This window comes from Kordiimonas sp., assembly GCF_048260245.1.
Taxonomy (GTDB): Bacteria; Pseudomonadota; Alphaproteobacteria; order Sphingomonadales; family Kordiimonadaceae; genus Kordiimonas.
Genome location: NZ_JBLXGZ010000008.1, coordinates 79511 through 105211, shown reverse-complemented (window position 1 = coordinate 105211; position 25701 = coordinate 79511). Strand labels below are relative to the sequence as shown.

Sequence of the window (25701 nt, the reverse complement as noted above, 5' to 3'; positions counted from 1 at the left end):
GGGATCATGCAGGGCACAGGGGCCATGCGGCGCGCACTGAAACAGGACGACGGCTTTTCGCTTGTCGAGATCATGGTGGTCATGGCTATCATGGGCTTGATGGCAAGTGCTGTTGTGCTGATGATGCCGCGCGCTGATGACCGGCTGATAGACGCGCTGGACGGCACCCGTTTCTATATGATGGCCATGGCCCGCACATCCGTCAGTACCGGGCGGGTGCTGGGCCTGAGGTTTGATGACAGGGGTTACACGCCGCTGGTGCTTGAGGCAGGCCTATGGCGCACTGACACTGCTCTTGTGGGGCGAGGTAAAGCATGGAATGACGCGGTGCTTACGGCTGTTGAGCTTGACGGCGCGCGCGTATCGCTTTCCCAAAAGACAGGCGACGCGCTCATGCCGCATGTCTGGTTCCTGCCTACGGGAGAGGTCGCGCCCTTCAGGCTTTCGCTGATGGTGGACGGCAGGACAGGCGCGCTGAAAGGCGCAGGCATTGGCCGGTTTGAGGTGTTGGCCAATGAAGGCTAGCGCACATCTGAGCGACGATGGCGGTTTTTCGCTTCTGGAACTGCTGGTGGCGGTGGCGGTGCTGTCGCTTGCCGCGGTTACGATGCTCGAGCATCAGGGTCAGGGTGCCCGCATGACAGCGATGGTGCAGGAACAGGCGCTGGCTGCCACCGTGGCGGAAAACCGCCTCGCGCTGATGGCGACACAGGAAGACGACCTGAGGGTTGGTTTGCGCAGCGGAGCGGAAGAACAACTTGGTGTAACCTACCGCTGGCGTGAAAGCGTTCGCGCCATTCCGGGCAGTGAGTTGCTGTCGCTCGATGTTACCGTAACGTCAGAAGATGGCGACGCGCCGCTCGCGCATCTCACTGGGTTCCGGAGGGTTGCGCCATGATGCCTCGTGATGCAGGTTTTTCACTTGTGGAAACCATGGTGGCGATGCTGATATTCGCTTTCGTCTCCGCGTCCGGTGTGGCGCTTCTGGTCAGCTTTAATTCGGGCGAACGTGCCATGGCCGCGGCGGACAGTTTTATCGCTGATATTCAAACCACGAAAAGCCTCATGCGCGCCGACCTTGAACACGCCCTGCCGCGCACCATGCGCGACAGCCATGGTGGCATGTTGCCGGTGTTTGCGGGCGGTATGCCAGTTGGTCGGCTCGTGGGCAGCGCAGATGATCTGGCAGAGCCGTTTTTGCGCTTCATTCGCGGCGGCCATCTGGCCGCGCTTGTTAGCGACACGGCGCCTGCCATTCAGCGCGTGGAATATGTGTTCGCGGGCGGTGATCTTATCCGCCGCTCCTACGCCCGGCCTGACGTCACACCCGACACACCCGTTGCACAGCAGATTTTACTGTCCGGGCTTGATAAAATCCGGGTGCGCTTCCGAACCGGTGATATCTGGGTGCAGGACTGGCAAGGCAAGGCAGGCGAACGCGGCAGCATGCCTGCGCTGGTTGAAATTGAGTGCGATATTGCGGGGCGTGGCAGGTTCCGCATGCTGCTGCCGGTGGGGGTTGGCGCATGACACATATCCTGCACAGATTCCTGCACAAATCTGCCGACGAACGCGGCGCCGCACTTGTCACCATCCTGCTTCTTGTCGCCATCATGAGCGTGGGAGCAGCCGTCGCATTTGAGCGGCTCGGTTTTTCCATCAAGCGTGCCACAGCGGTGAAAACCCATGACCAGGCAAGGCTTTACGCACTGGGCGGTGAAGCCATGGCGCTCGCAGCCGCCGAGCAGCTTTATCGCACCAATGCAAAACTTCTGGCGCTCGCGGGTGGTAACAAGGGGCAGGTTGTCTCCTATCCGCTGGATGGCGGGCAAATTGACGGCGCGCTGTCAGATGCCAGTAATTGCTTTAATATCAATAGTTTGGTCGCTGTGCAAAACACTGTGCATATCGCTGATCAGGCTGCTATGCAGCGCTTTGTCCGCCTTGGTGCGGCGCTTGGCCTGTCGGACTTTGAAGCTGAAAAGCTGGCCGCCAGCCTCACCGATTGGCTCGACAGCGATAGCCGGCCGCTACCATCCGGCGCGGAAGACTATGATTATGCAGCGCTCTCGCCTGCCTACCGCGCGGCAAACGGTTTGATGGCTGACATCAGCGAACTGCGCCTTGTGCGTGGCTTCACGCCCGAGGTTCGCGCCTTTCTGGCGCCTTACCTCTGTGTGCGGGCCACGGCTGAGCCGATCAAACTCAACGCCAACACCCTCAGGGTATCCGATGCGCCGCTTCTGGTTGCATTGGTCGGCAAGGGCCTTGACCTTGAGGACGCGCAGCGCGCCATCGCGGAACGACCCACCGGCGGTTATGCAGATAACGCGGCATTTTGGCGGCACCGCGCGTTTGCCGGGCTCACGCTGGACCAAAACATTCGCGCTCGTGTCGGGGTCAAGCCGCAGGCGTTTGACGCAAAAATTTCAGTTTCCTATCATGACGCAAGAGTGGAGCTAACGTCCACCCTTGCACTGGGGGATGACGGTTCGGCCGACGTCATCGCCCGCAGGTTTGGGGTAATCTATTGAGCGAGTATCTTGTTATAATCCTTAATGAAACCGGCGCTGAGGTCACGGAGGCCGGTCTTGTGAACAAGGCCGGGGCGTGGCTTGAGGCCGTGCCTGCGCATGCTGTGGCAAGCACCACCGCAGATCAGGTTGTTGCGGTGCTGACGGGGGCTGGTGTATCGCTGTGGCGCGAAACCCTGCCTGCGCTGCCGTCCGCCAAGTTGCAAAAGATATTACCCGGCCTGATGGAAGACCGGTTGGCGGGCCCGGCCAGCGCCATGCATTTTGCCCTGATGGGGACGAGCGCTGACGGTAGTCAACTGGTCGCCGCTGTGGACCGTAGCGTGATGGATAACGCCGCTGCTACGCTCGCGGCGCTGGGGCATGCTGCCGCGCGGCTCGTGCCTGATTTTATGTTGCTAAGCGAGAGCGAGGGCGCACAGGTTCTCAAAGGGCCGGATGGCCTGTGTCGGGTGCGCTTGCCTGACGGCACTGGTTTCACTGCAGAAGAAAGCCTGACCGAGAGCATGCTGGAATCCGCGAGTGAAGTGGTGGTTAGTCCTGAAAGTTGGCACGCCACGCTCGCGCGTGCTGCAGCCACCCCTATAACCCTGAAGCAGGGTCGTTATGCGGGCCGCGCAGACATGGTGACAGCTTTGCTATGGTTCCGCCGTGCCGGCCTGATAGCCTTGGCTGGTCTTATCCTCTGGGCTGTGACGGTCAGCTTCGAAACCACCCGGCTCAACAGGGAAGCGGATGCCGCTTATACCGAAGCCGAGGCGCTGTTCCGCGCCAGCTTCCCTGATGTCAGGCGCGTCGCCAACATGCGCGCGCAAGCACGTCAGGAGGTGATGAAACTCAGACAACTGAGCGGCGGCGAGTTCCTGAAGCTTTCCACACTGCTGTTTGAGCAAAGCAATACGCTAGAGGGTGTCTTGCTTGAAGGGTTGCGCTTTGACAATGCACGCGGCGAGCTTGCGGCGACGCTTTCATTTGCCTCCTTCGCGGACGGTGAAACATTCAAAAACGGGCTGTCGGCATCCGGGGTTATGGTCACCGAAGGCGGCAGCCGACAGGAAGGTGCCCGCGTGGTCACTGACCTCACACTCAGGAGCGCGTCATGAAGGATTACTGGAACGGCCTGACCGCGCGCGAACAGGCTTTGCTATTGCTGATGGCGGTGCTCACCACGCTTGTTCTGTTGTGGCTTTCGGTGGTGCGACCGTTGCAAGCCTCCCATGAAACTGCTTTGCGTGAGCGGGCTGCAGCGCTTGATCTCTATAGTGTGGTGGCTACTGCGGCGGCTGAGGCACGGGGCCTCAAGGCCGCAGGACAGCAAGCCGGAACCAAGGCCAGTAATGAACCGCTTCGGGTTGCTGTAGCGGTCACCGCGCGTGCCGCCGGTGTGTCCATCAGCCGTATCCAGCCGGGTGAAGACAGCACGATTACAATCTGGGCTGATGAGGTGGTCTCGGCATCGCTTTACCGCTGGCTGACCACGCTTGCCAATGATCGGCAGATCACACCGGTAAAGGTATCGGTGCAAAAGGCTGGTGACGGACGTACGCTGCGGGCGCAGGTGCAGTTTGAGGAGGCGGGTTGATGCTGTCGCGTGCGCAACTGCTGGCCCTGTTCGTCGTCGCCTTTGTGGTGTTTTTTGTCGCGTTCATGCCGGCCCGGCTGGCGGTGGGCTGGATGGGCCTCAGTGACACGATAAGGTACAGTGGCGTGGCCGGCAGTATGACAGAAGCGCGGCTGACGGCCGTGTCATACCGTGGTGTGCCTATTGGCGATATCACGATTGAACCGTCGGTGCCCGCGCTGCTGATGGGCTCCTTTCGGGGTGATGTCACGTTGCGTGGTGGCGAGACTTATGGTGATTTTGAGGTGTCAGAATATTCCGTATCCGAAATAATAATTGAAAAAGGTTCGCTGAACATGCCTTTTGCGGCCGCGCTAAAAGGCTGGCCGCTATCGGGGGCTGTGTCGCTGACCACGGACGGTTTGACGTTGAATACCTCTCAGGGCTGCGCAGACGGCAGTTTCGCGCTGCGGACTGATGCCTTTGCGCAGGCCTTGCGGGTCTTTGGTGGTGATGATGTTATTCTGGCCGGTGACGGCCGGTGCGCCGCAGGACGATTGAACGCAGACCTGAGCGGAGAGAATGCCGTTGTCTCGGTCACTGTTGCGGCAGCATGGGAACGGGGCGCCTCTCTGCGCGCAGACATCGTCCTGACTCCCAAGGCGGGCGCAACTGTGAGTGAGGCCACGCAAATGATGCTTGATTTTGCCGGGCTGCGCCGTGAGGGTAAGGTGTGGCGGGGGCGGTTGAGTGTGCCCGTAGGTTTTTAAAGCCGATGACTTCTAAACTAAGGAATTTTGGGCGGTGAAGAATATCCTGTTGCTCACTGTGGTGATGATGCTGGCGGCTTGTGCCGGGGGGGCGGAAAAGCCCGATGCGCGGGTGGCACAGGCGCAGAAGCAACCGCGCCTGGGCACCGATGAAGTGCTCTCGCGCTTTAGTGCACTGCCAGCGCAGACGTTGGCCAAGGGTGAATGTGGTCTTTTCCTGTGGCTCAAGCGTGAGGATGCGCCGCTGGTCTTTTTCCAACGCTCCGGCAGCTTGGCCGCTGAAATGATTGTGGACGGCAGCTTGCGCGCGCTGACCCGTGACGCTGCGGAAGGCCCGATTGGCATGTCTTTCTTCGAGCGGCAGAATTTTGTCGGGGACGATATGCGCGTGAACCTGCGTATTCAGGTAGAGGCTGACCGGTCGCTCCAGCAGGGGCTGAAAGTGCCGAGCGGCATGATCTCCATCGATACCCATGAAGGCTGGTCGGCGGCGCTTCCTGTCGCCGGTGCCATCGGCTGCAAATAAGCTTTCTGCCAAATATTCATCATGTCACGACTTTTCTTGCTCCCGGGCAGGGGAGCGGCTAAAGGGGTTTATTGCGCATTTTAGCGGAGCCCATGCCGATGAACGAGCTTGTGCCTGATCCCGTGACCGATGTGGTCGACCTGCCCTCCATCGCCTTTATCGGTGGAGGTAATATGGCGTCTGCCATTATCGGTGGTCTTGTGGCACAGGACTTTGCCGCCGCTGATATTATTGTTGCCAACCCCGGTGTGGGGCGGCGCCTGCATCTTGCTGAAAAGTTTGGCGTGCGCACCACGGACAGTGCGGCCGACGCTGTTGCATCCGCGCCGGTTGTTGTGTTGGCGGTCAAGCCCGATGTGTTGGGGTCTGTGCTCGCGGATATCGCGGCCGCCGGGCGTATTAAGGGTCGGCTTTTTATTTCTATCGTTGCCGGTAAACCGGTGAAGGTGATGGAGAAGGCGTTGGGGGATGAGGCAGCGATCGTACGTACGATGCCCAATATGCCCGTACTGGTCGGCTCGGGCGCGACAGGGCTTTATGCCAACAGGAATGTCAGCGAAGACCAGCTCAACACTGCGATCGCGCTGATGTCTGCGGTGGGTATTTGTGTGCCGCTGGATGATGAAGCGCACCTTGATACTGTGACCGCGTTGTCGGGCACTGGTCCTGCGTATTTTTTCCTGCTGATGGAAGAAATGATCAAGGCGGGCAAACAGCTTGGGCTTGACCATGATACCGCCCGCGCCCTCACGCTGCAGACAGCGCTGGGTGCAGCGGAACTTGCGGTGTCATCTGATGAAAATCCAGCGTCGCTTCGGGCGCGGGTTACCTCACCAAACGGGACGACGGAACAAGCGATAGGCAGCCTTGTTTCCAGCGGTTTCGGCCCGCTGATTGAGCAGGCAATCCGCAAGGCGAAACGTCGGGTGGCGGAGCTCGCGGGCTCCTGACTTTCTAGTGGAAATCACGGCTTTTGGGCACCAGTCCCTTCACGTTGCGCGGGTGCATGGCGGGCCGGTAGGCGGGCAGGCGTGTGTCGCCCGCTGTGGGGCAGAGCACTTCATCTGCCGCGGGTGTCGGTAACTGAAGCTGATCGTCCGACAGGCGCAGAAGCTCGGCCGAACGGTCTATGACCTCATCGGCGACGATATGGGTAACCCCGTCTTCGCGCTGCAGCTTGCCGTGAATAAGCGCGAGGCGGCTGCCCATGACGGCGGCGCGTGCCGCTTCAAAAACCTTTTTCCACACGATAATATTGGCGACCCCGGTTTCGTCCTCCAGCGTCATGAAAATGACCCCCTTGGCGCTGCCGGGGCGCTGTCGCACCAGCACAAGGCCAGTGATCGTCAGCTTGTCGCCGTCCTTCATGCGAGTGAGGTCTTGGGCGCGCACGGCACCTTCATCCTTCAGCAGGGGGCGAAGGAAGGAAAGTGGGTGCGCCTTAAGCGACAGCCTGAGCGTCTGGTAGTCGTTGACCACATGTTCCGCCAGCGGCATATGAGGCAGGGCAACACGGGCGTCGGGCCCCTGGTCGCCGGTGTCTGCATGGGTAAAGAGCGGCAGGTTCGGTGTGTCGGCCAGCGCGCGCACCTGCCAAAGCGCGGCGCGCCGGTCAAGCGCGCAGGAACGGAAGGCATCGGCTTCGGCCAGTTTTTCAAGCTGTGTTGTGGGCAGACGGGTGCGAGCATGCAGGTCTTCCACATCAAGGAAGGGGCGCAGGCGGGCGTTCTCAATCGCTTTGGCGCAGGCTTCCTGCACGCCTTTGACTTGTCGCATGCCCAGCCTGAGCGCAAAACCCCAGCGGTTATCCGGCGCGCGTTCCAGGGTGTTGTCCCAGTCGCTGTGGTTGATATCCACTGCCCGCACGTCAACACCGTGTTCGCGCGCGTCGCGCACGATCTGTGCCGGGGCATAAAACCCCATGGGTTGGGAGTTGAGCAGTGCGCAGGCAAACACATGCGGATAGTGGCACTTCAGCCATGATGAGGCGTAGGCCAGCATGGCAAAGGCTGCCGCGTGGCTTTCGGGGAAGCCGTAATCTGCGAAGCCCTTGATCTGCTCAAAACAGCGCACGGCATAGTCATGTTCGTATCCCCGGCCGGTCATGCCGCCGATGAATTTTTTCTCAAATTTGTGGATGGTACCCTGGTTGCGGAACGAGGCCATAGAACGCCTGAGCTTGTCAGCCTCCACGGGGGTGAAACCGGCGGCAACGATGGCGATTTTCATTGCCTGTTCCTGAAACAGGGGCACGCCATAGGTTTTACTGAGCACGGCCTTAAGCTCGTCAGGGTCGCCATGTTCGCGTGCGGGGCTTGGGAAGGTGACAGGCTCCTTGCCCTGCCGCCGTTTGAGGTAGGGATGTACCATATTGCCTTGAATGGGGCCGGGTCGCACAATGGCAACCTGCACCACAAGGTCATAAAACACATTGGGTTTCAGGCGCGGCAGCATGCTCATCTGTGCACGGCTTTCAATCTGGAACACGCCAATGGTGTCTGCCTTGTGGGTCATCTCGTAGGTAGCGCGGTCATCTTTCGGGATGTCATGCAGGCTCAGAGAAACGCCGTGATGAGTATGCAGGAGCTGAAACGCCTTCCTGATACAGGTCAGCATGCCCAGCGATAGCACGTCGACCTTCAGGATCTCCAGCGCATCAAGGTCATCCTTGTTCCATTCAATCACTGTACGGTCGGCCATGGCGGCATTCTGAATGGGAACAATTTCGTGCAGCGGGCTTTCCGTCAGTACAAAGCCGCCGACATGCTGCGACAGGTGACGTGGGAAGCCCACCAGTTCGTGCGCGATCTCCAGCGTTTGCCTCAGCCGCCTGTCCTCCGGGTTGAAGCCCGCTTCCGCCACCCGATCATCCTTGATATCGCGACCGTATGAGCCCCACACGGTGCCCGCCATGGCGGTGATGGTGTCCTCCGACAGTCCCATCACCTTGCCCACGTCGCGCACGGCGCTGCGCATGCGGTAGGTGATGGTGGTGGCGGCAAGCCCGGCGCGGTGACGGCCATAACGTGCGTAGATATACTGGATCACTTCTTCGCGGCGTTCATGCTCAAAATCCACATCAATGTCTGGCGGTTCCTCCCGCGCGTCGGAGACGAAGCGCTCAAACAACAGGTCAACCTCAAGGGGGTCAACGTCGGTGATATGCAGCGCGTAACAGATGATGGAGTTGGCGGCAGAGCCACGCCCCTGACAGAGAATTTCGTTCGCGCGGGCATAGTGCACAATGTCATGCACGGTGAGGAAATAGGGCGCATAGTTTTTCTGTGCGACGATGCCAAGCTCGCGCTCAAGCGTTTTTGCCTCGCGCTCAGGCACGCCGTTTGGGAAACGCTGTTGCATGCCCGCCCGCGCAAGGTTGGCCAGATGGGCCTGTGGGTCCAGGCCCTTGGGGGTTTGTTCGCGCGGGTAGTTGTATCGCAGCTCATCCAGCGAGAAAGTACAGCTATCTGCAAGTGTCAGGCTATTGCGCACCGCATGCCCGAACCCGTCAAAAAGGCGCGCCATCTCCTGCGGTGGTTTGAGGAAACGTTCCGCATTCTGCGCGGTGAGATACCCGGCGGTATCGATGGTTTTGTGTTCGCGCACACACGCCAGTACATCGGCCATCACCCGCCGTGCCGGCGCATGATACAGCACGTCCCCCGTCGCCAGCAGCTTTGCGCCGGTGTGATGCGCGATATGGTCAAGCCACGCTATGCGCTGCCGGTCCTGCCCCTGATAGCGGTGGGTGGCGACCAGATAGACGGCTTTGCCCAGCATATCCTGCAGGGTCGGGATGAAGGCAGCAAGGTCACCGGCGACAGTTTCCGGTAGAAGGGCGAAATGAATACCCTCCGCGTATGTGGCCACATCCTCAAGCCACAGATGGCAGTGCCCTTTGGCGGCGCGGCGGTTGCCGGTGGTCAACAGCGTCGTCAGCCGGGCGTAGGCGGGGCGGTCTGCGGGGTAGGCCAGCAGTGAAATACCGTCTGGCGCGGCATCACCGTCCACTTCATGCTGTCCCTCTGCCATCAGGTCAAGCCGTACGGCGGGGATGAATTTGAGGCCGTGTTCCTTTGCGGCCACATGCCCGCGCACCACACCCGCAAGCGTGTTACGGTCCGCGATGGCCATGGCCTTGAGGCCCAGCGCTTTTGCCATGATCACCAGTTCATCCGCGTGGCTTGCACCGCGCAGGAAACTGAAATTGCTGGTCACCTGAAGTTCTGCATACATGGCGGACACTCAGGCAAAAAAGCCGTGCAGGAACCAGTCCGGCCTGTCGCTTTCCCCCGGCCTCACACCGGGCACAGCATAAAGCCCGCGCCGGAACAGCCAGAAGCGGCTGCCGCCCGCCACTTCCACCCGGTAATAGTCGCGCGTGCGGTCATCCGCGTTTGTCCACCATTCATTGCTGATGCGTTCCGGTCCTTCGGCCTTCACCACCCGGTGTTCGACCCGCCGCCAGCGGAAGGAACGGGGTGCGCCTTCGGGCACGGCGGAAAGCGCGTCCACCGGTTCAGGGCGCGGCAGCAGGCGCAAGGGGCGCGGGGCACAGGTTGTGGTGGGGCAGTGGGCCCAGCCCAGCTCACTTGCCTCAAGCGTATTGCTTCCCTGTGTGGTGACGGTTTGTGCGCGTCCGGGCAGGTGGCTGGCGTTGTGCCTGAGGCGCAGCACTGAGCCGGGGCCAAGTCGCGCGGCCAGCCGGTCCATCAACAGCGCGGTGGAATGCGCTTCTTCCTGCCGTATATCGCCCACTTGGGTGGGTACAAGGCGTTCGCTTTCAAGGGCGGCGAGGGTCAGGAGGTCAAAACCAAACCCGGCATCAAGGCTACCCAGCTTCTCTGCGAACAGGCGCTGCATATGCGCCTTGTCCCGGCTGGGACGGGTCATGCCGACCATGATGGTCTGCACCGTGCCGTCCACCCGGTAGGCATCAAGGCGCAAACGCCGGGCACCACGTGTGGCTTCGCTGAGCACAAGACACAGGTCTTCCGCGAGTGCATCAAGGGCGCCCTCAACCTGCGCAAGGTGTTGCGTCGGTTCCATGAAAGCCTGCCTCACCTGCCATTCAGGCAGGGGCGTGAGCGGGCTGATCGGCTCATCGCGCCGGCCCAGGGCCTGGTCAAGCCGTTCCAGCAGTTCCGTTATTGCTTTAGCCGGGTTGCTTTGAAAACGTCGGGCTAGCGAGGCACGCGGCAGCTTGGTGATACTGCCGATGGTCTTGAAACCAAGACGGCTCAGCATCAGGGCCGTGGCATCGTCCAGCCTCAGCGCACGTAAGGGCAGGGGGGCGATGGCCGCCATGCTGGTGCCCGCATCCACGGTGCTGCCGGGGCTGTAGCGTGCCAGCGCCCATGCCGCACCCACACTTTCCGCGATGGCACCGCAGACGGTGATGCCTGCGTTTGCAAGGCGGGCAGTCATTTCCGCCAGCATGGCATCCTCCCCGCCAAACAAATGCGGGCAGCCGGTGATATCCAGCAGGAGACCATCACGCCCATCCATCGCCACAAGGGGCGTATAGCGCACCATATACCGCGCGAGGCTTTCAAGCGCGGTCGCATCTGCTGCCGGGCTGGCGGCGTCTGTCTTGATCGCGGGGTGGATGGCGCGGGCCTCGGCAAGGGTCATGCCAGCGGCAAGGCCCCGCCTCCCCGCTTGAACGTTGACAGCGTACAGACGCTGGGTTTGAGCCAGGGTTTCCGTGAGTACAAAGGCTGTATCAGCCTGTGGCGCGGTCTTGTGTCCACGGTTCGCCCGTTTGTGCCGTTCGATCGGCCATTGGGGCAGCCAAAGGGAAAGTATCCGGCGCATGGGTCCACTCCAGTATAGTCTCATGGGGGCGTGTGCCGCCCCGGTGTTTGACAAGCCCGGCTTGCAGGCGTGGTTCCCCCGGTGTGCTTTCAGCAAAATGTGGCGGTTGGCTTGTTGTCGCGCGTAACTGCATGCGGCTATAGGAGGCGCTTGAGGGTGCTTTTGCCGTGCGCAGCAGCAATGTGCAGCGTGTCATGACCTCCCTTGTGACAAGCGACAGGCGGCGGCTTTCCGTGAGATCAATGCCCGCGACCTCGCCTACCACAGCGGCGAGCTTGGCAGATTTCAGCCCTTCTTCAACCGCCCACAGCGCATCGATGCGGCTTTGGGCGCGCACGATGACGAGGCGGGCGGGGTCAATACCGAAACGCAACAGGCCGGGGCCATAGGGCAGGCCATGTTCAGATACCATGCGTGGGCTAGTGACCCACAAAATGGGGCGTTCGTCACTGCTGAGGCCCGCCAGCGCATAAGCCATGGCGGGCGTGAAATCATCGGGCTTTTGGGCCCATATCTCATGCGCCCAGCCGTTCGGGAACTCAGGCCGTGCAGGTGCCTGCATGGTCTGGGTGGCCGCTTTTTCTTCATCTTTGCCTTCATCTGGCAGGGTATAGGCGTCCGGCCGAGCTTCAAGCTGACTGACAGTCTGGCGCAGTTTGTCGAGAAGGGCGTTTTTGGGGCCCTCTGCTTTTTGGATACCAGTTTTTGGCTGGTCTGTTTTCTGGCCTGCATACTTGTCCCTGACGTTGTCTCCGGCGCCGTCCCCGGAGGGGCGGGAGCTGTTATCATTTTGCGCCAGATGCTGCACGGGTTTGCCTCGGATGCTGTTGTGACTCGGGATGTATTTTGTTCACTATTTGTTCTCATAAATGGAACGGAGAGTCAAGCTGGATGGCACAGGCGCCCAGCATGTTCACCAAGCCTTGATTACATTGCGCTTGACCTTGGACCATGGTTCAACCTTATAGTGCAGGCCATGATCCGCCTTAAACATACACTCGGCCTTGTGCTGCTGATGGTTGCCTTCCTTGGACAAGGCATTGCCGCGTCTGCTGATCAGGCAGGGTGCTGCGCACCTGAAATGCAGGTACGGATGCAGCAGGCAAAGATGGCGGGCATGGATATGCCGTGCCATGGTGATGAGGCAGGTACCCTCAGTGACACGAAAGCCGATACTTGCTGCAAGGATATGACAGGTGGCCCTGTTATAGCGGATATTGGCAGTATTGATGCGCTGACAGTTTTTTCTGCCAGCCTGCCGCGTCGCTTTGAAAAAGCCGCTGCTGAAGGCCGCCAGCCGGATTATATCCCACCCCCACCCAACGCCTGACCTTTGTTCGTGCGGGCACAGCTGTGCCTTGGATCAATAGGGTTAGGTGATATCAGATGAAATTTACGCAGGGCCTCGTGAGCGGGGCAATACTCACACTTGTTGGGGTGGGTGCGCTTTATATAAGCGGCGCTTTTGATGGCGTTTTCTCGGACAATGGCGCGGTTTCCGAGCGGGCAGATACCGTGACTGGGGAAAAGGAAATCCTATATTGGGTAGCACCGATGGACCCGGGTTACCGGCGTGACGGGCCGGGCAAGTCTCCCATGGGAATGGACCTGATACCGGTTTACAAGGGGGAGGAACAAAGTGGTTATGACGGCGTGGAGATTGACCCACGCCTTGTGGCTGCCATCGGTGTGAAAACCGCCCCGGTCCGGCGTGAAACCCTGACGCCTGAGATAACCACTATTGGCCAGTTCACCTATGACGAACGGCGCATGGAACATGTGCATGTGCGCGCCGCCGGATGGGTAGAAGAACTGTATGTGCGCGCCGTGGGTGAGCCGGTGCGTGAAGGCCAGCCACTGTTTGATGTATACGCGCCGGAGCTGTTGGCTGCCCAAGCCGACTATATCCAGGCGATGGAAACCGGACAGAAACAGTATCTGGACGGTGCGGTGGAACGATTGCGTGGTCTGGGTCTGACGGCAGAGGATATTAGCGCGCTTAAGGGGCGAAATTCCCTGAAGCCACTGCTGACCATCCGTGCACCACGCGCGGGTGTCGTTCACAATATGAATATCAGTGACGGAGACCGCATCAATGTGGGGGAACCGGCTATGAGTATTGCGGAACTGTCGCCAATGTGGCTGATCGCCAACGTGTTTGAGGCTGACACCCGGTATGTGAAACAGGGCGCAGCGGTGAGCTTTGCCCCGATGGACGGCGGTGAAGCTGTCACCGCAAAGGTGGATTATATTTATCCCACACTTGATACGGTCACGCGTACCAGCCGTGTGCGCATTGTGGTTGAAAACCCGGACGCGCAGTTTCTAAACGGCATGTATGCCCGCGTGAAAATCGCCCGTGCGCCGCTTGAGCGCGTGCTGACAGTCCCTGCAAGCGCTGTCATCCGGTTGGGCCACGGCGCCCATGTGCTGGTGGCACAAGGTGATGGGCGCTTTCGCCCGACCGAGGTAGCCCTGGGCGATGAGGTGGGCGAGCGCATGGTGATCACGGACGGGCTGACAGAAGGCGATGAAGTTGTTGTACGCGGCCAGTTCATGATCGATTCCGAAAGCAGTTTTCAGGGCGCAAAAATGCGTATGCTGGGCGACGCGGATGGGGCTGCTAGTGATATCGACATGGTGGAGGGTACCATCAACGCCGTAGACCTTGATGCGCGCAAGCTGACCATCACCCACGGTCCGATGGAGGCTTTCGGCATGATGGGAATGACAATGGATTTCCCGGTCGCGGAAGGTGTTGGCCTTGATGAAAGGCTTGAGGGTGTGCGTGTCCGCTTTACGGTTAAGCGCGAGGGTATGCGCTTCACGGTTATTCGCCTTGATGTGCTGGAGGCCGCGCCATGATTGCCGGGCTGATCCGCTGGTCGCTCGGTAACCGTTTTCTGGTGTTGGCGTTTGCGGCGCTGCTGACCGGGCTTGGCCTTGTCGCGGGGAAAAATACCCCCCTTGATGCCATCCCGGACCTCTCGGACGTGCAGGTGATTGTGAAAACATCCTACCCCGGTCAGGCGCCAAGGGTGGTGGAGGATCAGGTGACCTATCCGCTGACGACAGCCTTGATGGCGGTGCCGAAAGCGACGACCGTGCGCGGGTACTCCTTCTTTGGTGACAGTTATGTCTATGTGCTGTTCGAGGAAGGCACAGACCTTTACTGGGCGCGCTCAAGGGTGCTGGAATATCTCAATCAAGTGTCCGCGAGCCTGCCTGCCGGTGTGCAGCCCTCGCTGGGCCCTGACGCTACCGGCATTGGCTGGGTGTATCAGTACGCACTGGTTGACCGCACCGGCAAACATGACCTCGCAGACCTCACGAGCCTGCAGAACTGGTTTTTGAAATTTGAGTTGCAGTCGGTGCCGGGTGTCGCGGAAGTAGCGACAATCGGTGGCATGGTGCGGCAGTATCAGGTGACTTTGGACCCCGACCAGATGCGCGCTTATGGCCTGACGCTTGCAGGTGTGCGGCAGGCGATCATGGCCGGCAATGCCGAAGTTGGCGGGTCGGTTATCGAGATGGCGGAAGCGGAATACATGATCCGCGCGCGCGGTTATGTGAAAAGCCTTGGCGACCTTGAAGCCATCCCTGTCGGACGGCTGTCGAACGGTACACCGCTGATGCTTCGGGATATTGCCACCATCGCCTTCGGGCCCGAGATGCGCCGCGGCGTGGGCGAGTTGAACGGCGAAGGCGAGGTGGTGGGTGGTGTCATCATCATGCGCATGGGTGAAAATGCGCTGGGCACCATTGGGCGGGTAAAAGAAAAGCTGAACGCCTTGAAGGCAGGCCTGCCCGAAGGGGTGGAGGTGGTGGAAACCTATGACCGGTCCGGCCTTATTTTGCGTGCGGTCGATAACCTCAAGGAAAAACTGACCGAAGAATTTATTGTCGTCGCGCTTATCTGCGCCTTGTTCCTGCTGCATATCCGCTCGGCCTTTATCATTATCCTCACGCTTCCCCTTGGTGTGCTGGCTGCCTTTCTGGTGATGCGCACACAGGGCATCAATGCGGACATCATGTCGCTGGGTGGTATCGCCATTGCCATTGGTGCCATGGTGGACGCCGCGATTGTGATGGTGGAGGCGCTGCACAGAAGGCTGGAGGAAGAAGAGATCACCCCTGAGAACCGCTGGCAGATTGTCGGGGAGGTGTGTAGCGAGGTGGGGCCTGCGCTCTTTTTCTCGCTGCTGATCATCACGGTCAGTTTTGTGCCGGTGTTTGCGCTTGAGGCGCAGGAGGGGCGCATGTTCGCCCCGCTTGCGTTTACCAAGACCTACGCCATGGCAGGGGCGGCTATCCTCTCGGTTACGCTGGTGCCGGTCCTTATGGGCTACCTCATTCGCGGTCGTATGCGGCCAGAGCGGGCGAACCCCATCAACCGGCTGATGCTGGCGCTGTACCGGCCGGTGCTCAGACTGTCGCTGCGGTTCCCGAAAACAGTGCTGCTGCTGGCGTTTGTGGCAGCGGTGTCAGGTATCGTTCCGCTATCGAAACTGGGTAGCGAGTTCATGCCGGATCTCAATGAAGGGGACCTTCTGTTCATGCCGTCAGCTTTTCCCGGCGTGTCGGTGGGAAAAGCGCGGGAGATTGTGCAACAAACGAGCAAGATGATCATGACTGTGCCGGAGGTGAAAACCGCCCACGGAAAGCTAGGCAGAGCCTTGTCTGCCACCGATCCCGCGCCGCTGACGATGATCGAAACCGTTGTGCAACTTAAACCGCGCGCCGAATGGCGCCCCGGTATAACGCTTGCCGACATCAGGGCTGAGCTGAACGCGCGGGTACAGATGCCGGGGCTGACGAACCTGTGGGTGATGCCGATCAAAAACCGGATCGACATGCTGGCGACTGGCATCAAGACGCCCATCGGCATCAAGATCGCCGGTGCGGACCTTGAGGTGATAGGCCAGATCGGCGCTGAGCTTGAGGCACTGCTGAACCCGGTGGAGGGCACGGCGTCCGTTTACGCCGAACGTGTGGTGGGCGGGCGTTATCTGGATGTGGACGTCAAACGGACCGAGGCTGCGCGCTACGGCATGTCGGTCGCTGACGTGCAGGATGTGGTGCGTTTCGGTATTGGTGGCGCCAACATTGGCACCAGCACTGAGGGACTGGAGCGTTACCCCATCAATATGCGCTTTCCCCAAGCTGACCGCATGACGCCTGCGCTGCTGGAGCGCTTGCCGGTGGTGACAAAATCCGGCGCACATGTGCCGCTGGGCGCGCTTGCCACCCTAACGGTTCAGGATGGCCCCGGCATGATCAGGAGTGAAAACGCACGCCCCGGCGGTTGGGTTTATATTGATATCACCGACCCCGACGTGGGGGGCTATGTCAAACGCGCCAAGGCGGTTGTAGATGCGGGCCTTGACCTACCCACGGGGTATACGCTGCATTGGTCAGGGCAGTATGAATTTATGGAGCGCGCAACCAAGCGCCTGCAGGTGATTGTGCCCATCACGCTGGCGGTGATCGCTTTGCTGCTCTTTATGGTGTTCCGCCACCTTGGGGATGTGGCGATTGTGATGCTGTCGCTGCCGCTGGCGCTCACGGGCAGTTTCTGGTTCCTGCACCTGATGGGCTTTAACCTCTCTGTCGCGGTGGTGGTGGGGCTTATCGCCCTTGCCGGTGTGGCGGTGGAGACCGCCGTTGTCATGCTGGTGTTCCTGCACGGCAGTGAGAAGCACTATAAGGCCAGGTTCGGCGACAGCTATGACGTGAAGGCCATGGTGATGGACGGCGCGCTGCTGCGCTTGAGGCCGATCCTGATGACCGTGATAACCGTGATTGCAGGCCTCGTGCCCATCATGCGTGGTGACGGTACGGGGTCGGAGGTTATGCAACGTATCGCCGCGCCCATGGTGGGCGGTATGGTGACGGCAACTGTGCTGTCGCTTATTGCCGTGCCGGTGATCTTCTACTTGTGGCGGCGCGCGGGCATGTCCAAATAAGCGCTTGACCCTGTAGCTGGCTACAGGGTGTAGAATGAATGCGAATCAGGCCAAAGACTGGTTTTATCCGGCCCGAGGCGACAGACGAGGAGCATAATCATGAAAGCCATGACAATTGGCAAACTGGCAAAAGCCACCGGCGTTGGGCCCGAGACTATTCGCTATTATGAGCGGAACGGTTTTCTGCCTGCGCCTGAGCGCCTGCCGTCCGGCTACCGGGTGTATAGCAGCGATGCGGCAAAACGGCTTAGGTTCATCAAGGAAGCCCAAGCGCTTGGGTTTACGCTCAGCGAGATCAGCGAACTGTTTGCGCTGACAGATGACCCTGAGGCTGACTGCGCGGACGTGAACGTGCGCGCCGAGTCCAAGCTGCAGGAAATCAATGAGAAGATCGAACGCCTGACATTGATGCGTGAAAGCCTTGAACGTATCTCGCGCTATTGCCCGGCGGATGAACACCCGATCACCGAATGCAGCATCATTAACCACCTATACGGCAAGGCGGGGTTTGACGCATGAGCACACATCAGCACCAGTCGGGCTGCTGCCCAAGTGAAGTGTCGCAAAAGCCGGTTCACAGCCATGATGACGGTGGCGGATGCTGCCCACCCAAACAGAAGGTCGATTGGCTTTTGTGGGGCAGCGCAGCCCTTGTTGCGATTGGCTTTGCCCTGTCGTTTGTCCCCGCCCCGTTGCCGGGGTTCGTGCAAACCTACGCCGACGGTGTGTATGAGCTTGTCACCCGCATGTGGTGGGGCGTGCTTATCGGCCTTGTTATGGTGGGCTTGCTGTCAAAGGTGCCGCGAGAATTTGTGCTGTCGGTGCTGGGGCGCGGCGGCAGCATGACGGGACTTGTGCGGGCGGTGGCGGCAGGTGTGATCCTTGACCTGTGCAACCATGGTATCCTGATGGTGGGTGCGAAACTTTATGAACGCGGGGCGTCATACGGCCAGGTGGTGGCCTTTCTGGTTGCCAGCCCCTGGAACAGCTTTTCGCTGACCCTTGTTCTGGTGGCGCTCATTGGCCTCAAGTGGACAATTGCCTTCATCGTGTTTTCCATGGCAATTGCGCTGATAACCGGTTTCGTATTTGACGCGCTGGAACGGCGCGGGATGATTGCACCCAACCCCAACAGCGCAGATCTGCCGCAAGATTTTCATTTCTGGCGGGAAGCAAAGGCCGGCATGGCATCGGTACGGTGGGACGGCGCCTTTCTTGTCGATGTGGCAAAAAGAGGTGTGAGCGAAAGCCGCATGGTGCTGCGCTGGATACTTTTTGGCATTGTGCTGGCTGTGTTGGTGCGCGCGTTTATGACCGGCGATATGTTCGCAGACTATTTCGGCCCGACGCTGCTTGGTCTTCTGGCCACAATTGGGGCGGCGACAATTATCGAGGTTTGTTCGGAAGGCTCAACGCCGTTGGCTGCGGACCTTATCACCCGCGCTGATGCCCCCGGCAACAGCTTCGCTTTCCTGATGACAGGGGTGGCGACAGACTATACCGAGATCATGGTGCTGAAATCTGTCACTGGACGCTGGCTCAATGCATTATTGCTGCCGCTTATCACGGTGCCACAGGTGCTGGTCATTGCCTGGTTCCTCAATATGGGAGCCTGACGCTGGGCTTACTGTTTGTCAACTGGCAATTGCCGTTTGGCCGTTGCTAGCAGACCTACATATTCCTCAAAATTGGGCTTTGCGATCGTCAGGCAATATTGCTGGATTGTTGCGCCTATTTCTGTGCGGCTGACGCCCATATCAGCAAGGGCGGCAGCAAATTCAAAAGCATAAACATCGTGGCTGACATCCCATAAATACCGTTTGGTGTCGTTGTCCTCTTTGCCGACAAAGTTTGCCCACTCTGGCTCTTCATACTGGGCGCTGTTGATCTCGATAAGGTTCATGAGCGCTAACTTGTTGATGGGTGCCATGTCGACATTGAGATCATGACGCTTGCAATAGTTGATGTAAGCCCTGAATTTGGCGGCCGCCAGCACGTAATGATACAGGGGATGGTTTGTAAGCCGGATGCGAGACCATTGATCCAGCGTGAAGGTGCGCAATTTGGCAAGGCCGGCTTCTTCCGCTTCAAACAGGTTCCGGGGTACGTCGTATGTCGGCAGATTTTCCAGCGAAAGCCTGTCTTTGTTCCCCGCTTCCTGCGCGGATACGCTGGAAAGCGCAATGAAGCCCAGGAGAAAGGGCGTGAAAAATCGGCTGAAAATTTGCATGCTGTCCACCAAATATTGATTAGTGCCCACAGTTTGTAGGTTTCGCGCCGAGGCGCAAGAGGTAATATAGTCGCATATAGAAATTGACAGGCGAATCCATGATAGTTGAAACAATGACGGCACTTTTTATGCTCGCGGGAGAGGGGAATACAGCCTGCGCGCCCATTGAGAAGGAGATCATTGGCAAGTCGCTTGAAGGCCAATTGATGCCGGGCCAACTGGTGCATGTGTTGCCGATCGCCTGCCATGACCCTCGCCGTATGGATTTTGTCATCTTCACCGATGCCGAGAGCGAGAACCTTGTCATCAAACAGTTATGGGGGCTGCCGGGTGACAGTTTTCGGGTGGATGACCGCGGCGGGCTGTATGTGAATGGTGAACGCGCCCTCACTTCTTTTGACCGACCCTATACCGTGAACCGCTTCTATAAGAAAAAGCTCAAGAAGTTTGAAGGCGTGCTGGAAGGCTATCTGGTGCTGGGCCATCCCGGCAGCCTTGACAGTGGCCGCATTGGCCCCATCGGTAAGGATGTTATGCTGGGCGTGGTGCTGAGCGATGAGGGACGCGAGCGTGAATGAGCTAGAGAGCCGCCGCCAGTTGTTTGCGGTAGCGCCTGCTGACCGGCAGGACCGTACCGTCGGTTAGCCGCAACTCGGCGTCGCCGTCTCCCTTTGGGGTGACTTCCGCGACCAGAGATGTTTTCACAAGATAGGAGCGGTGAATGCGGGTGACATTCGCTCCCGCTTCCGTCAGCGTTTCCTGAAATGCTGCAAGGCTCATGCGGATAAGGTGGGTTTCGCCGCTTCCCAGCGACAGTTCTATATAATTGCCAGCAGTCTTGGCAAAGCTGAAGTCATCCGGGTTGATGAGAATGGTCTGGCTTCCGCTTTTAAGCTGAAGGCGTCGCGGTTTTTGCCCGGATGGCGCTTTCACCTTGGCCTGGATGATATGCGCGAGCGCGACCACCATGGCAAAACTGACCAGATCCTTGCGGTATTCATAGGCGCTTTCGCGGAATATATCGCCAAAGAAGATATATGTACCGTCAAGGAACAGCCACAAAACGACCTTCCTGATCGCGACCATGCCAGTGACATGGGCGGCGGAAAACAACACGCTGAAAACAAGATACAGCGGCAAGTGCGATTTCCAGTTCCTTGTGGTCATGGGCATGCGCCTGACCGCGGTCAGCAAAAGTGGGTACAAGACAACCAGAGCGACCGCGCTGGAGATTTCATATAACCATGGCAGGCGGGGGTCGACCGAGCCGCCCGCCCGTTCCGCATCCACGATAACGGTAAAGGCATTCACGCAGGCGATAGCGCCTGTGACCACAATCAGGAAGATGATAAATAACCGTTCTTCCCGGGTGGCGGTAAGCTGGCTGAAAAATGTTCTGGCTCTCGTCATGGCGCCACTATACTCAGACGCTTGAAAAGCAGGAATGAAAAAGTACAGGAACTTGTCCCGGCTTTGCCGCCGCTTGCATTAAGTAAGCCGCCGTTCATCCCGGACAGCGAGTGAGCCTGCCGCCGTTTGTCCCACCACGCTGCCGTCTGTGTCACGCCCTCTCGCCTCGTTGAGGGGAAGAGGCTAGCTCTAGCTCAATGCCCGAGTAACCTAGCGAGGAAACAAAAATGAATGCACTATTATCAACCCGGCGCTATGACCTTGACTGGCTGCGCGTCATCGCCTTTGGCCTGCTGATTTTTTATCATGTCGGCATGTATTATGTAACGTGGGGCTGGCACGTGAAAAGCCCGTATGAGGGCGACTTTCTCGAACCTGCCATGATGCTCCTGAACCCCTGGCGTCTGCCGCTTTTATTCGTGATATCAGGTGTGGCGGTCCGCTACGCCGGGGAGAAAATGGCAGCTGGGCCCTTTGCATGGTCGCGCTTTAAACGGCTTATGATCCCGCTTTTGTTTGGCTCCTTCTTCATTGTACCACCCCAGACATATTTTGAACTTCTGCGTGGTGGTGCCATTGAGCCCGGCTATTGGGATTTCTATAAGTTATATGTTGATTTTGGCCGCCACTGGGAGATCGCGACACCGACCTATAACCACCTGTGGTATGTGATGTATGCGCTGATTTACACCATGCTGGCGATCCCGCTGCTGGTCATCATGCGCTATGTCAAAATGCCAGCCTTTGTGGGGCGTCTGTTCTCAACCCCGCTGGTGCTGCTGTTGCCGGTGCTGCCGTTTGTCCTGTACCGCTTCACGCTTGATCCACAGTACCCTGAAACCCATGACTTTATGAAAGACTGGGCAGCGCATGCGCGCTACGGCAGTTGGTTCCTGCTCGGGCTTTTGTGCGCAAAAAGCGAAGGCTTTTGGCAAGGCATCAGGAAATACTGGCGCTATTCGCTGGGCTTGGCAGTGGCAAGCGGGGTTATTCTCACTCCCGTGTGGTTGAACTGGGACAGCCTTACCGTTGACAGTGCGGCCATGCAGGTGGCGCGCACCGCCCGTGTTGCCTATATGTGGTGGGTGATTGCGGCTTTGTTCGGTGCGGCGGAGAGATACCTCAACCAGCCGAGTGCAAAACTTACGTATCTGACCGAAGCCATCTTCCCTTATTATATTCTGCACCAGACATTGATTGTGGTGGTTGGTGTGGTGCTGGCACCCTATATGGTCGGCGCAGTGCCGGAATTCCTGCTGGTAACCACCGGGACGGCGGCGGGTTGTGTGCTGCTGCATGAATATGTCATTCGGCGGGTGTCCTTCCTGCGCCCGTTCTTCGGTCTGAAACCGAAAAAGGCCAGTCCCGTAACACTTGCGCGACACACGGCCTAAATTAATTGGGGCGCCCTGCTCAGACTATTTCATTGACTTTGCAGGGCTACCTTATTTCTTCAACATCGGTCCCCCAAACCTCGTTCAGCTTGTGTTCAGCTTTCCAAGCTTAGGTGGAAAGTCATTGCACGAGTTTTGGGGGTGCTATGGCTTGGCCGGTCGGGCCGCTGCCTTGAATAAAAGGTGGTGGCCCGCACGGTTATCACAACAGTGGTGCGTGGCCAGATTTTCGGCCACAAACCAAAGGATATCGCCACACTCCCCGTATCAATTCGGACCTTTTGTTGCTTGGGAGCTAAGCATGTCATTTTCCAGTACCGTTCGCCATTTGCCCACCTTCTGCCTTCTGGCTTTTACGGGCAGCATGTTACCTCCTTTCACCTCGCAGGTGCTTGCAGACGACAAGACAATCGACACCGACCGAACGACGGCGGTAACCACCAGCAGCTTTTTAGGGAGTTCAGGCAAACTCACGGTCACGACAGACGGTACCATCGCGGTAGCGACAGGCGCCCCCCTGACGCTGGACGGAAATCATACACTTTTGATGCAGGGTGCATTGACGTCCAACAGCACCGATGCCGGTATTGGCCTTAAAGTCGACACGGGGGATGACCTGCGCCTGACTTCGGGCATTGATATTGAGGGCAGCATCAGTGTGCCGGGCAACACCAATGCCGTTAATGCCGCATCGACCAATGTCGGTTTTGGACTTTATGGCACTGGCGTGTTTGACGGCGATATTGCGCTTAGGGCAGGCAGCACGATCACCGTCGGCGGTGGAAACGCCAAAGGTATTTATGTTGGCAGTGACCTCGACGGCGACCTGTTCATGAATGGCGCCGTTACCATGAGTGGCGCCGGCAGCACCGGCGTCCATCTTGAAGGCGATGTGACAGGCGATGTCACCATTGACGGGGCGATCACAGCTCGGGTCAAGGATGGTACCGGTGTTCTGCAAAGCGGTATTATTGACGGTGCTTTTATCCATCAGGGTAGCATCAGCGTGGGGGTCGCGGCGACGACAAACAGCGACGGCGAAGCAGTCGCCGGCGTTCCCGGCAAGGCAGGGGTGCACCTTACAAACGATATCACAGGGGGTGTGCTTTTTGGCGGGGTAGGTTTGAATGATACGCCGGATGAGGATGAGGTGGTGCCAACGGCTGCAATCACGTCCTATGCGGGTGCGCCAGCGCTACTCATTGAAAACCTCAAAGAGGATGGGAGCGATCTCGTCATTGGTCAGGTTGATGGCCTCGACTATGCTGTTGTCAGCAAAGGCTCGATGACGGTTACCGGGTCTTCCGCCGGGATTGAAGCTTGGGGTATCCGCGTTCTAGGCGGCGAAGGCGATGCCTGGACCCGGTTGTCGGGTGGGCTGCATATTGACAAGGGACGTATAGATGTCAAAACCCTTGATGCGGACGCCACGGGCCTTGAACTTGGTGCAAGGACGGAAGCGCGTACTGTGCTGAACCGGGGTACAGTTGTTATCGCGACAACGGTAACAAGTGAGACCGCGACCGACGGCACAGTTACCTACAGCGATGGCGGCGCAGCCACTGGGGTGCTGATAGACGAGAACTCGGTTGTTACGAAATTTCGCAATGCGGGCACGTTTTATACCTCTGCGGCAGGCGCCGGTCAGGACAGCTTTGGTCTGGTCGATCTGTCTGGCAAGGTCACGGATATCTCCAATGCAGGAACCTGGATTGCAACGCGGGGCAACAACAACGAAGACGGCAACGCCGTCGTAATTGATGTTCGGGCAAATACCAGCGGTGTGAAGCTGCTTAACGAAGGGTCTATCAGCGGTGACATCTGGCTTGGATCGGGAAGTGACAGGGTCACTTTGGCAGATGGCGAACTGACCGGGAATATCGTATTTGGTAGCGGAAATGACCGTCTTGTTATCGAAGGGGATGCGGTTTTTACAGGCGGGGTCAGCCATACCGGCACATTGGACCTGACGCTGTCGGGAGCCGACCTTTCACTTGGCGTGAGCGATGAGTTCAATGTGACGACAGCCACGCTGGACGGCGACGCGACACTCTATTTCGCGATAGATCCGGCGCAGGACAAGGCGGGGCAATTCAAAGCCAGTGGCGCTGTCGTCATTGGCGAGGACGTCAATCTTACTCCCGTCTTCCGGACCTTCGTCACCAAGGAAGAAAGTTATGAGATACTGACCGCTGGTTCGCTGACACTTGGTGGTGGCCTTGATGCGCCGGTACTGGATAACAAGTCCTTCATGATCGACGCTGCGCTGGATCTTACCGAAAACGGCGACGGTGTCGTGCTGACTGTACGGCCCAAAACAGCTGACGAGCTCTTGCTCACCGGTAATAAGGCCAGCATTTATGACGCCGTGTTGGACGGGGTCGATCCCACCGATGATCTGGGCGGAGCCCTCGCAGCTCTGGAAAGCGAAGAAGAGGTCGCGAACGCCATGGAACAGATCTTGCCGGACACCACAAACGCCATGTTCCAGATGGCATTTAGTGGCGTTCGGCAGTTGGAAGCCACGCTTGGTGATCGTTTGATCGACACCACTGCACAGCGGCGTCTAAGTGGTGGCTTCTGGGCGCGTGAGGTGGTCGGTTTCGGCTCGTACGATATAGCGGACTCTGCTTCCGATACGGATTATCTTGGCGCCGGCATCATGGTAGGGTTCGATAAAAACCTGTCGCAGAATATTCTGTGGGGTATCAGTACGGGCTTTATGCTGCAGGGCTCCGACCGTCAGGCAGAGACCGGAGACGATGTATCCCTCTTTACGCCTTACCTCTCCAGCTACCTGATCGCAAGCAACGGGGCAGCGTTTATCAGCGGGTCTGCTTCTTTTTGGTATAACAGCGTCACGCGCAGTCGCGCGCTGACCATTGGCGGGTTGTCGAAATCGATAGAGAGCAGTGCCAGCGGCTGGACCGGGGCGGCTGATGCCCACGTGGGTTACGACCTGAAACTTGGTGGTTTCCATTTGCGGCCGAAAGTGGGTGTTAGCTACACACGGGCGAAAGAAGGAGAATATGCGGAAGAAGGCGGCGACGGTGCTGCACTGGTTGTTGCCAGCCGCAGCTTTGATCGGCTGGACGGGGTCGGGAACGTGGCGCTTGGATATGATTTCCGCTGGAAAGGCCAAGGAGATAGCGCTGTGTATATCCGGCCGGAAGTGTTTGCCTCTTACCGTAAGCGGCTGGGTGGAACCCAGCGGTTCATCACCAGTGCGCGGTTTTCGGGCGGGACGGAGTTTTTCGAACTGACGAATGATGCCATCGCGGACACCAGCTATGAGGCGGGGGCAAATCTGAATATCTTCAGTGGGTTTGGAGCGGCAAGCCTGAGGTATACATATGAGAAGCGTGAAGATTGGCGTGCGCACTATGGCGGGTTCAATTTCAAGATGGAGTTTTAAGGTCGGGCAACTTTGTGCCGCGACATGAGCTCATAAGAAAAGCGGTGTGGTCAGGCTTGGCCACACCGCCGTCTAATG

The 25701-nt window shown here is 58.7% G+C and carries 22 protein-coding genes; 17 read left to right on the top strand and 5 right to left on the bottom strand.

All coding sequences use genetic code 11. The annotated features are described in order from the left end of the window. Positions 1-6 precede the first annotated feature (6 nt). The 9 genes from ACN0VM_RS06505 (at position 7) to proC (ending at position 6341) form a co-directional block, all read left to right on the top strand. The gene (locus ACN0VM_RS06505; RefSeq protein ID WP_417450050.1) at positions 7-525 is read left to right on the top strand and encodes a prepilin-type N-terminal cleavage/methylation domain-containing protein; all 519 of its coding nucleotides are present in this window, start codon (positions 7-9) and stop codon (positions 523-525) included. Next, the gene (gene gspI, locus ACN0VM_RS06500; protein WP_417450049.1) at positions 515-898 is read left to right on the top strand and encodes a type II secretion system minor pseudopilin GspI; all 384 of its coding nucleotides are present in this window, start codon (positions 515-517) and stop codon (positions 896-898) included. The genes ACN0VM_RS06505 and gspI overlap by 11 nt, the downstream gene beginning before the upstream one ends. Then, positions 895-1530: a type II secretion system protein GspJ gene (locus ACN0VM_RS06495; RefSeq protein ID WP_417450048.1), complete on the top strand. Its 636-nt coding sequence runs from the start codon at positions 895-897 to the stop codon at positions 1528-1530. Before gspI ends, ACN0VM_RS06495 begins: the two co-directional genes overlap by 4 nt. After that, complete coding sequence (gspK, locus tag ACN0VM_RS06490; protein ID WP_417450047.1) at positions 1527-2534, top strand: type II secretion system minor pseudopilin GspK; 1008 nt, start codon at positions 1527-1529, stop codon at positions 2532-2534. The genes ACN0VM_RS06495 and gspK overlap by 4 nt, the downstream gene beginning before the upstream one ends. Next, positions 2531-3637 (top strand): type II secretion system protein GspL, encoded by a 1107-nt coding sequence (gene gspL, locus ACN0VM_RS06485; protein ID WP_417450046.1) that lies wholly within the window; start codon positions 2531-2533, stop codon positions 3635-3637. The genes gspK and gspL overlap by 4 nt, the downstream gene beginning before the upstream one ends. Then, complete coding sequence (gspM, locus tag ACN0VM_RS06480; protein ID WP_417450045.1) at positions 3634-4116, top strand: type II secretion system protein GspM; 483 nt, start codon at positions 3634-3636, stop codon at positions 4114-4116. The genes gspL and gspM overlap by 4 nt, the downstream gene beginning before the upstream one ends. After that, entirely contained in the window at positions 4116-4865 is a 750-nt protein-coding gene (gene gspN, locus ACN0VM_RS06475; RefSeq protein ID WP_417450044.1) for a type II secretion system protein N, read from the top strand. Before gspM ends, gspN begins: the two co-directional genes overlap by 1 nt. A 34-nt stretch (positions 4866-4899) precedes the next feature. Beyond that, a complete protein-coding gene (locus ACN0VM_RS06470) occupies positions 4900-5391 on the top strand; it encodes a hypothetical protein (protein ID WP_417450043.1) in 492 nt (163 codons plus the stop codon). 98 nt (positions 5392-5489) lie between these two features. Next, positions 5490-6341, top strand: a complete 852-nt coding sequence (gene proC, locus ACN0VM_RS06465; protein WP_417450042.1) for a pyrroline-5-carboxylate reductase — start codon at positions 5490-5492, stop codon at positions 6339-6341. Between the two features lie 4 nt (positions 6342-6345). Here the strand turns inward: proC and ACN0VM_RS06460 are convergent, their stop codons facing one another. From ACN0VM_RS06460 to ACN0VM_RS06450, 3 genes are read right to left on the bottom strand one after another with little or no spacing between them, the layout of a single operon-like run. Then, positions 6346-9627 (bottom strand): error-prone DNA polymerase, encoded by a 3282-nt coding sequence (locus ACN0VM_RS06460; RefSeq protein ID WP_417450041.1) that lies wholly within the window; start codon positions 9625-9627, stop codon positions 6346-6348. A 9-nt stretch (positions 9628-9636) separates the two neighbouring features. Beyond that, the gene (locus ACN0VM_RS06455) at positions 9637-11208 is read right to left on the bottom strand and encodes a Y-family DNA polymerase (RefSeq protein WP_417450040.1); all 1572 of its coding nucleotides are present in this window, start codon (positions 11206-11208) and stop codon (positions 9637-9639) included. Beyond that, on the bottom strand, positions 11117-12016 hold the full coding sequence (locus ACN0VM_RS06450; RefSeq protein WP_417450039.1) for an ImuA family protein: 900 nt from the start codon (positions 12014-12016) through the stop codon (positions 11117-11119). Before ACN0VM_RS06450 ends, ACN0VM_RS06455 begins: the two co-directional genes overlap by 92 nt. Before the next feature lie 168 nt (positions 12017-12184). On the opposite strand from ACN0VM_RS06450, the gene ACN0VM_RS06445 reads away from it, so the two are divergent. The 5 genes from ACN0VM_RS06445 (at position 12185) to ACN0VM_RS06425 (ending at position 18790) form a co-directional block, all read left to right on the top strand. After that, positions 12185-12538 (top strand): hypothetical protein, encoded by a 354-nt coding sequence (locus ACN0VM_RS06445; RefSeq protein ID WP_417450038.1) that lies wholly within the window; start codon positions 12185-12187, stop codon positions 12536-12538. Between the two features lie 56 nt (positions 12539-12594). Further along, positions 12595-14073 carry an efflux RND transporter periplasmic adaptor subunit gene (locus ACN0VM_RS06440; protein WP_417450037.1) on the top strand — a complete coding sequence of 493 codons (1479 nt, stop codon included), beginning with the start codon at positions 12595-12597 and terminating at the stop codon, positions 14071-14073. Then, the gene (locus ACN0VM_RS06435; RefSeq protein WP_417450036.1) at positions 14070-17174 is read left to right on the top strand and encodes an efflux RND transporter permease subunit; all 3105 of its coding nucleotides are present in this window, start codon (positions 14070-14072) and stop codon (positions 17172-17174) included. The genes ACN0VM_RS06440 and ACN0VM_RS06435 overlap by 4 nt, the downstream gene beginning before the upstream one ends. Before the next feature lie 99 nt (positions 17175-17273). Then, positions 17274-17693, top strand: a complete 420-nt coding sequence (locus ACN0VM_RS06430; protein WP_417450035.1) for a heavy metal-responsive transcriptional regulator — start codon at positions 17274-17276, stop codon at positions 17691-17693. Next, positions 17690-18790 carry a permease gene (locus tag ACN0VM_RS06425; RefSeq protein WP_417450034.1) on the top strand — a complete coding sequence of 367 codons (1101 nt, stop codon included), beginning with the start codon at positions 17690-17692 and terminating at the stop codon, positions 18788-18790. The genes ACN0VM_RS06430 and ACN0VM_RS06425 overlap by 4 nt, the downstream gene beginning before the upstream one ends. 8 nt (positions 18791-18798) lie before the next feature. On the opposite strand, the gene ACN0VM_RS06420 is transcribed toward ACN0VM_RS06425, so the two are convergent. Beyond that, positions 18799-19404, bottom strand: a complete 606-nt coding sequence (locus ACN0VM_RS06420; RefSeq protein ID WP_417450033.1) for a hypothetical protein — start codon at positions 19402-19404, stop codon at positions 18799-18801. 98 nt (positions 19405-19502) lie between these two features. Between ACN0VM_RS06420 and ACN0VM_RS06415 the strand changes: the two genes are divergently transcribed. Next, complete coding sequence (locus ACN0VM_RS06415; protein ID WP_417450032.1) at positions 19503-19982, top strand: S26 family signal peptidase; 480 nt, start codon at positions 19503-19505, stop codon at positions 19980-19982. A gap of 1 nt (position 19983) precedes the next feature. Here ACN0VM_RS06415 and ACN0VM_RS06410 read toward each other — a convergent pair whose 3' ends face one another. Then, on the bottom strand, positions 19984-20814 hold the full coding sequence (locus tag ACN0VM_RS06410) for a LytR/AlgR family response regulator transcription factor (protein WP_417450031.1): 831 nt from the start codon (positions 20812-20814) through the stop codon (positions 19984-19986). A 227-nt stretch (positions 20815-21041) separates the two neighbouring features. Between ACN0VM_RS06410 and ACN0VM_RS06405 the strand changes: the two genes are divergently transcribed. Both ACN0VM_RS06405 and ACN0VM_RS06400 read left to right on the top strand, forming a co-directional pair. Next, positions 21042-22208 carry an acyltransferase family protein gene (locus ACN0VM_RS06405; protein WP_417450030.1) on the top strand — a complete coding sequence of 389 codons (1167 nt, stop codon included), beginning with the start codon at positions 21042-21044 and terminating at the stop codon, positions 22206-22208. A gap of 301 nt (positions 22209-22509) precedes the next feature. Next, positions 22510-25623, top strand: coding sequence for an autotransporter outer membrane beta-barrel domain-containing protein (locus ACN0VM_RS06400; RefSeq protein ID WP_417450028.1), 3114 nt, complete (start codon positions 22510-22512; stop codon positions 25621-25623). Positions 25624-25701 lie beyond the last annotated feature (78 nt).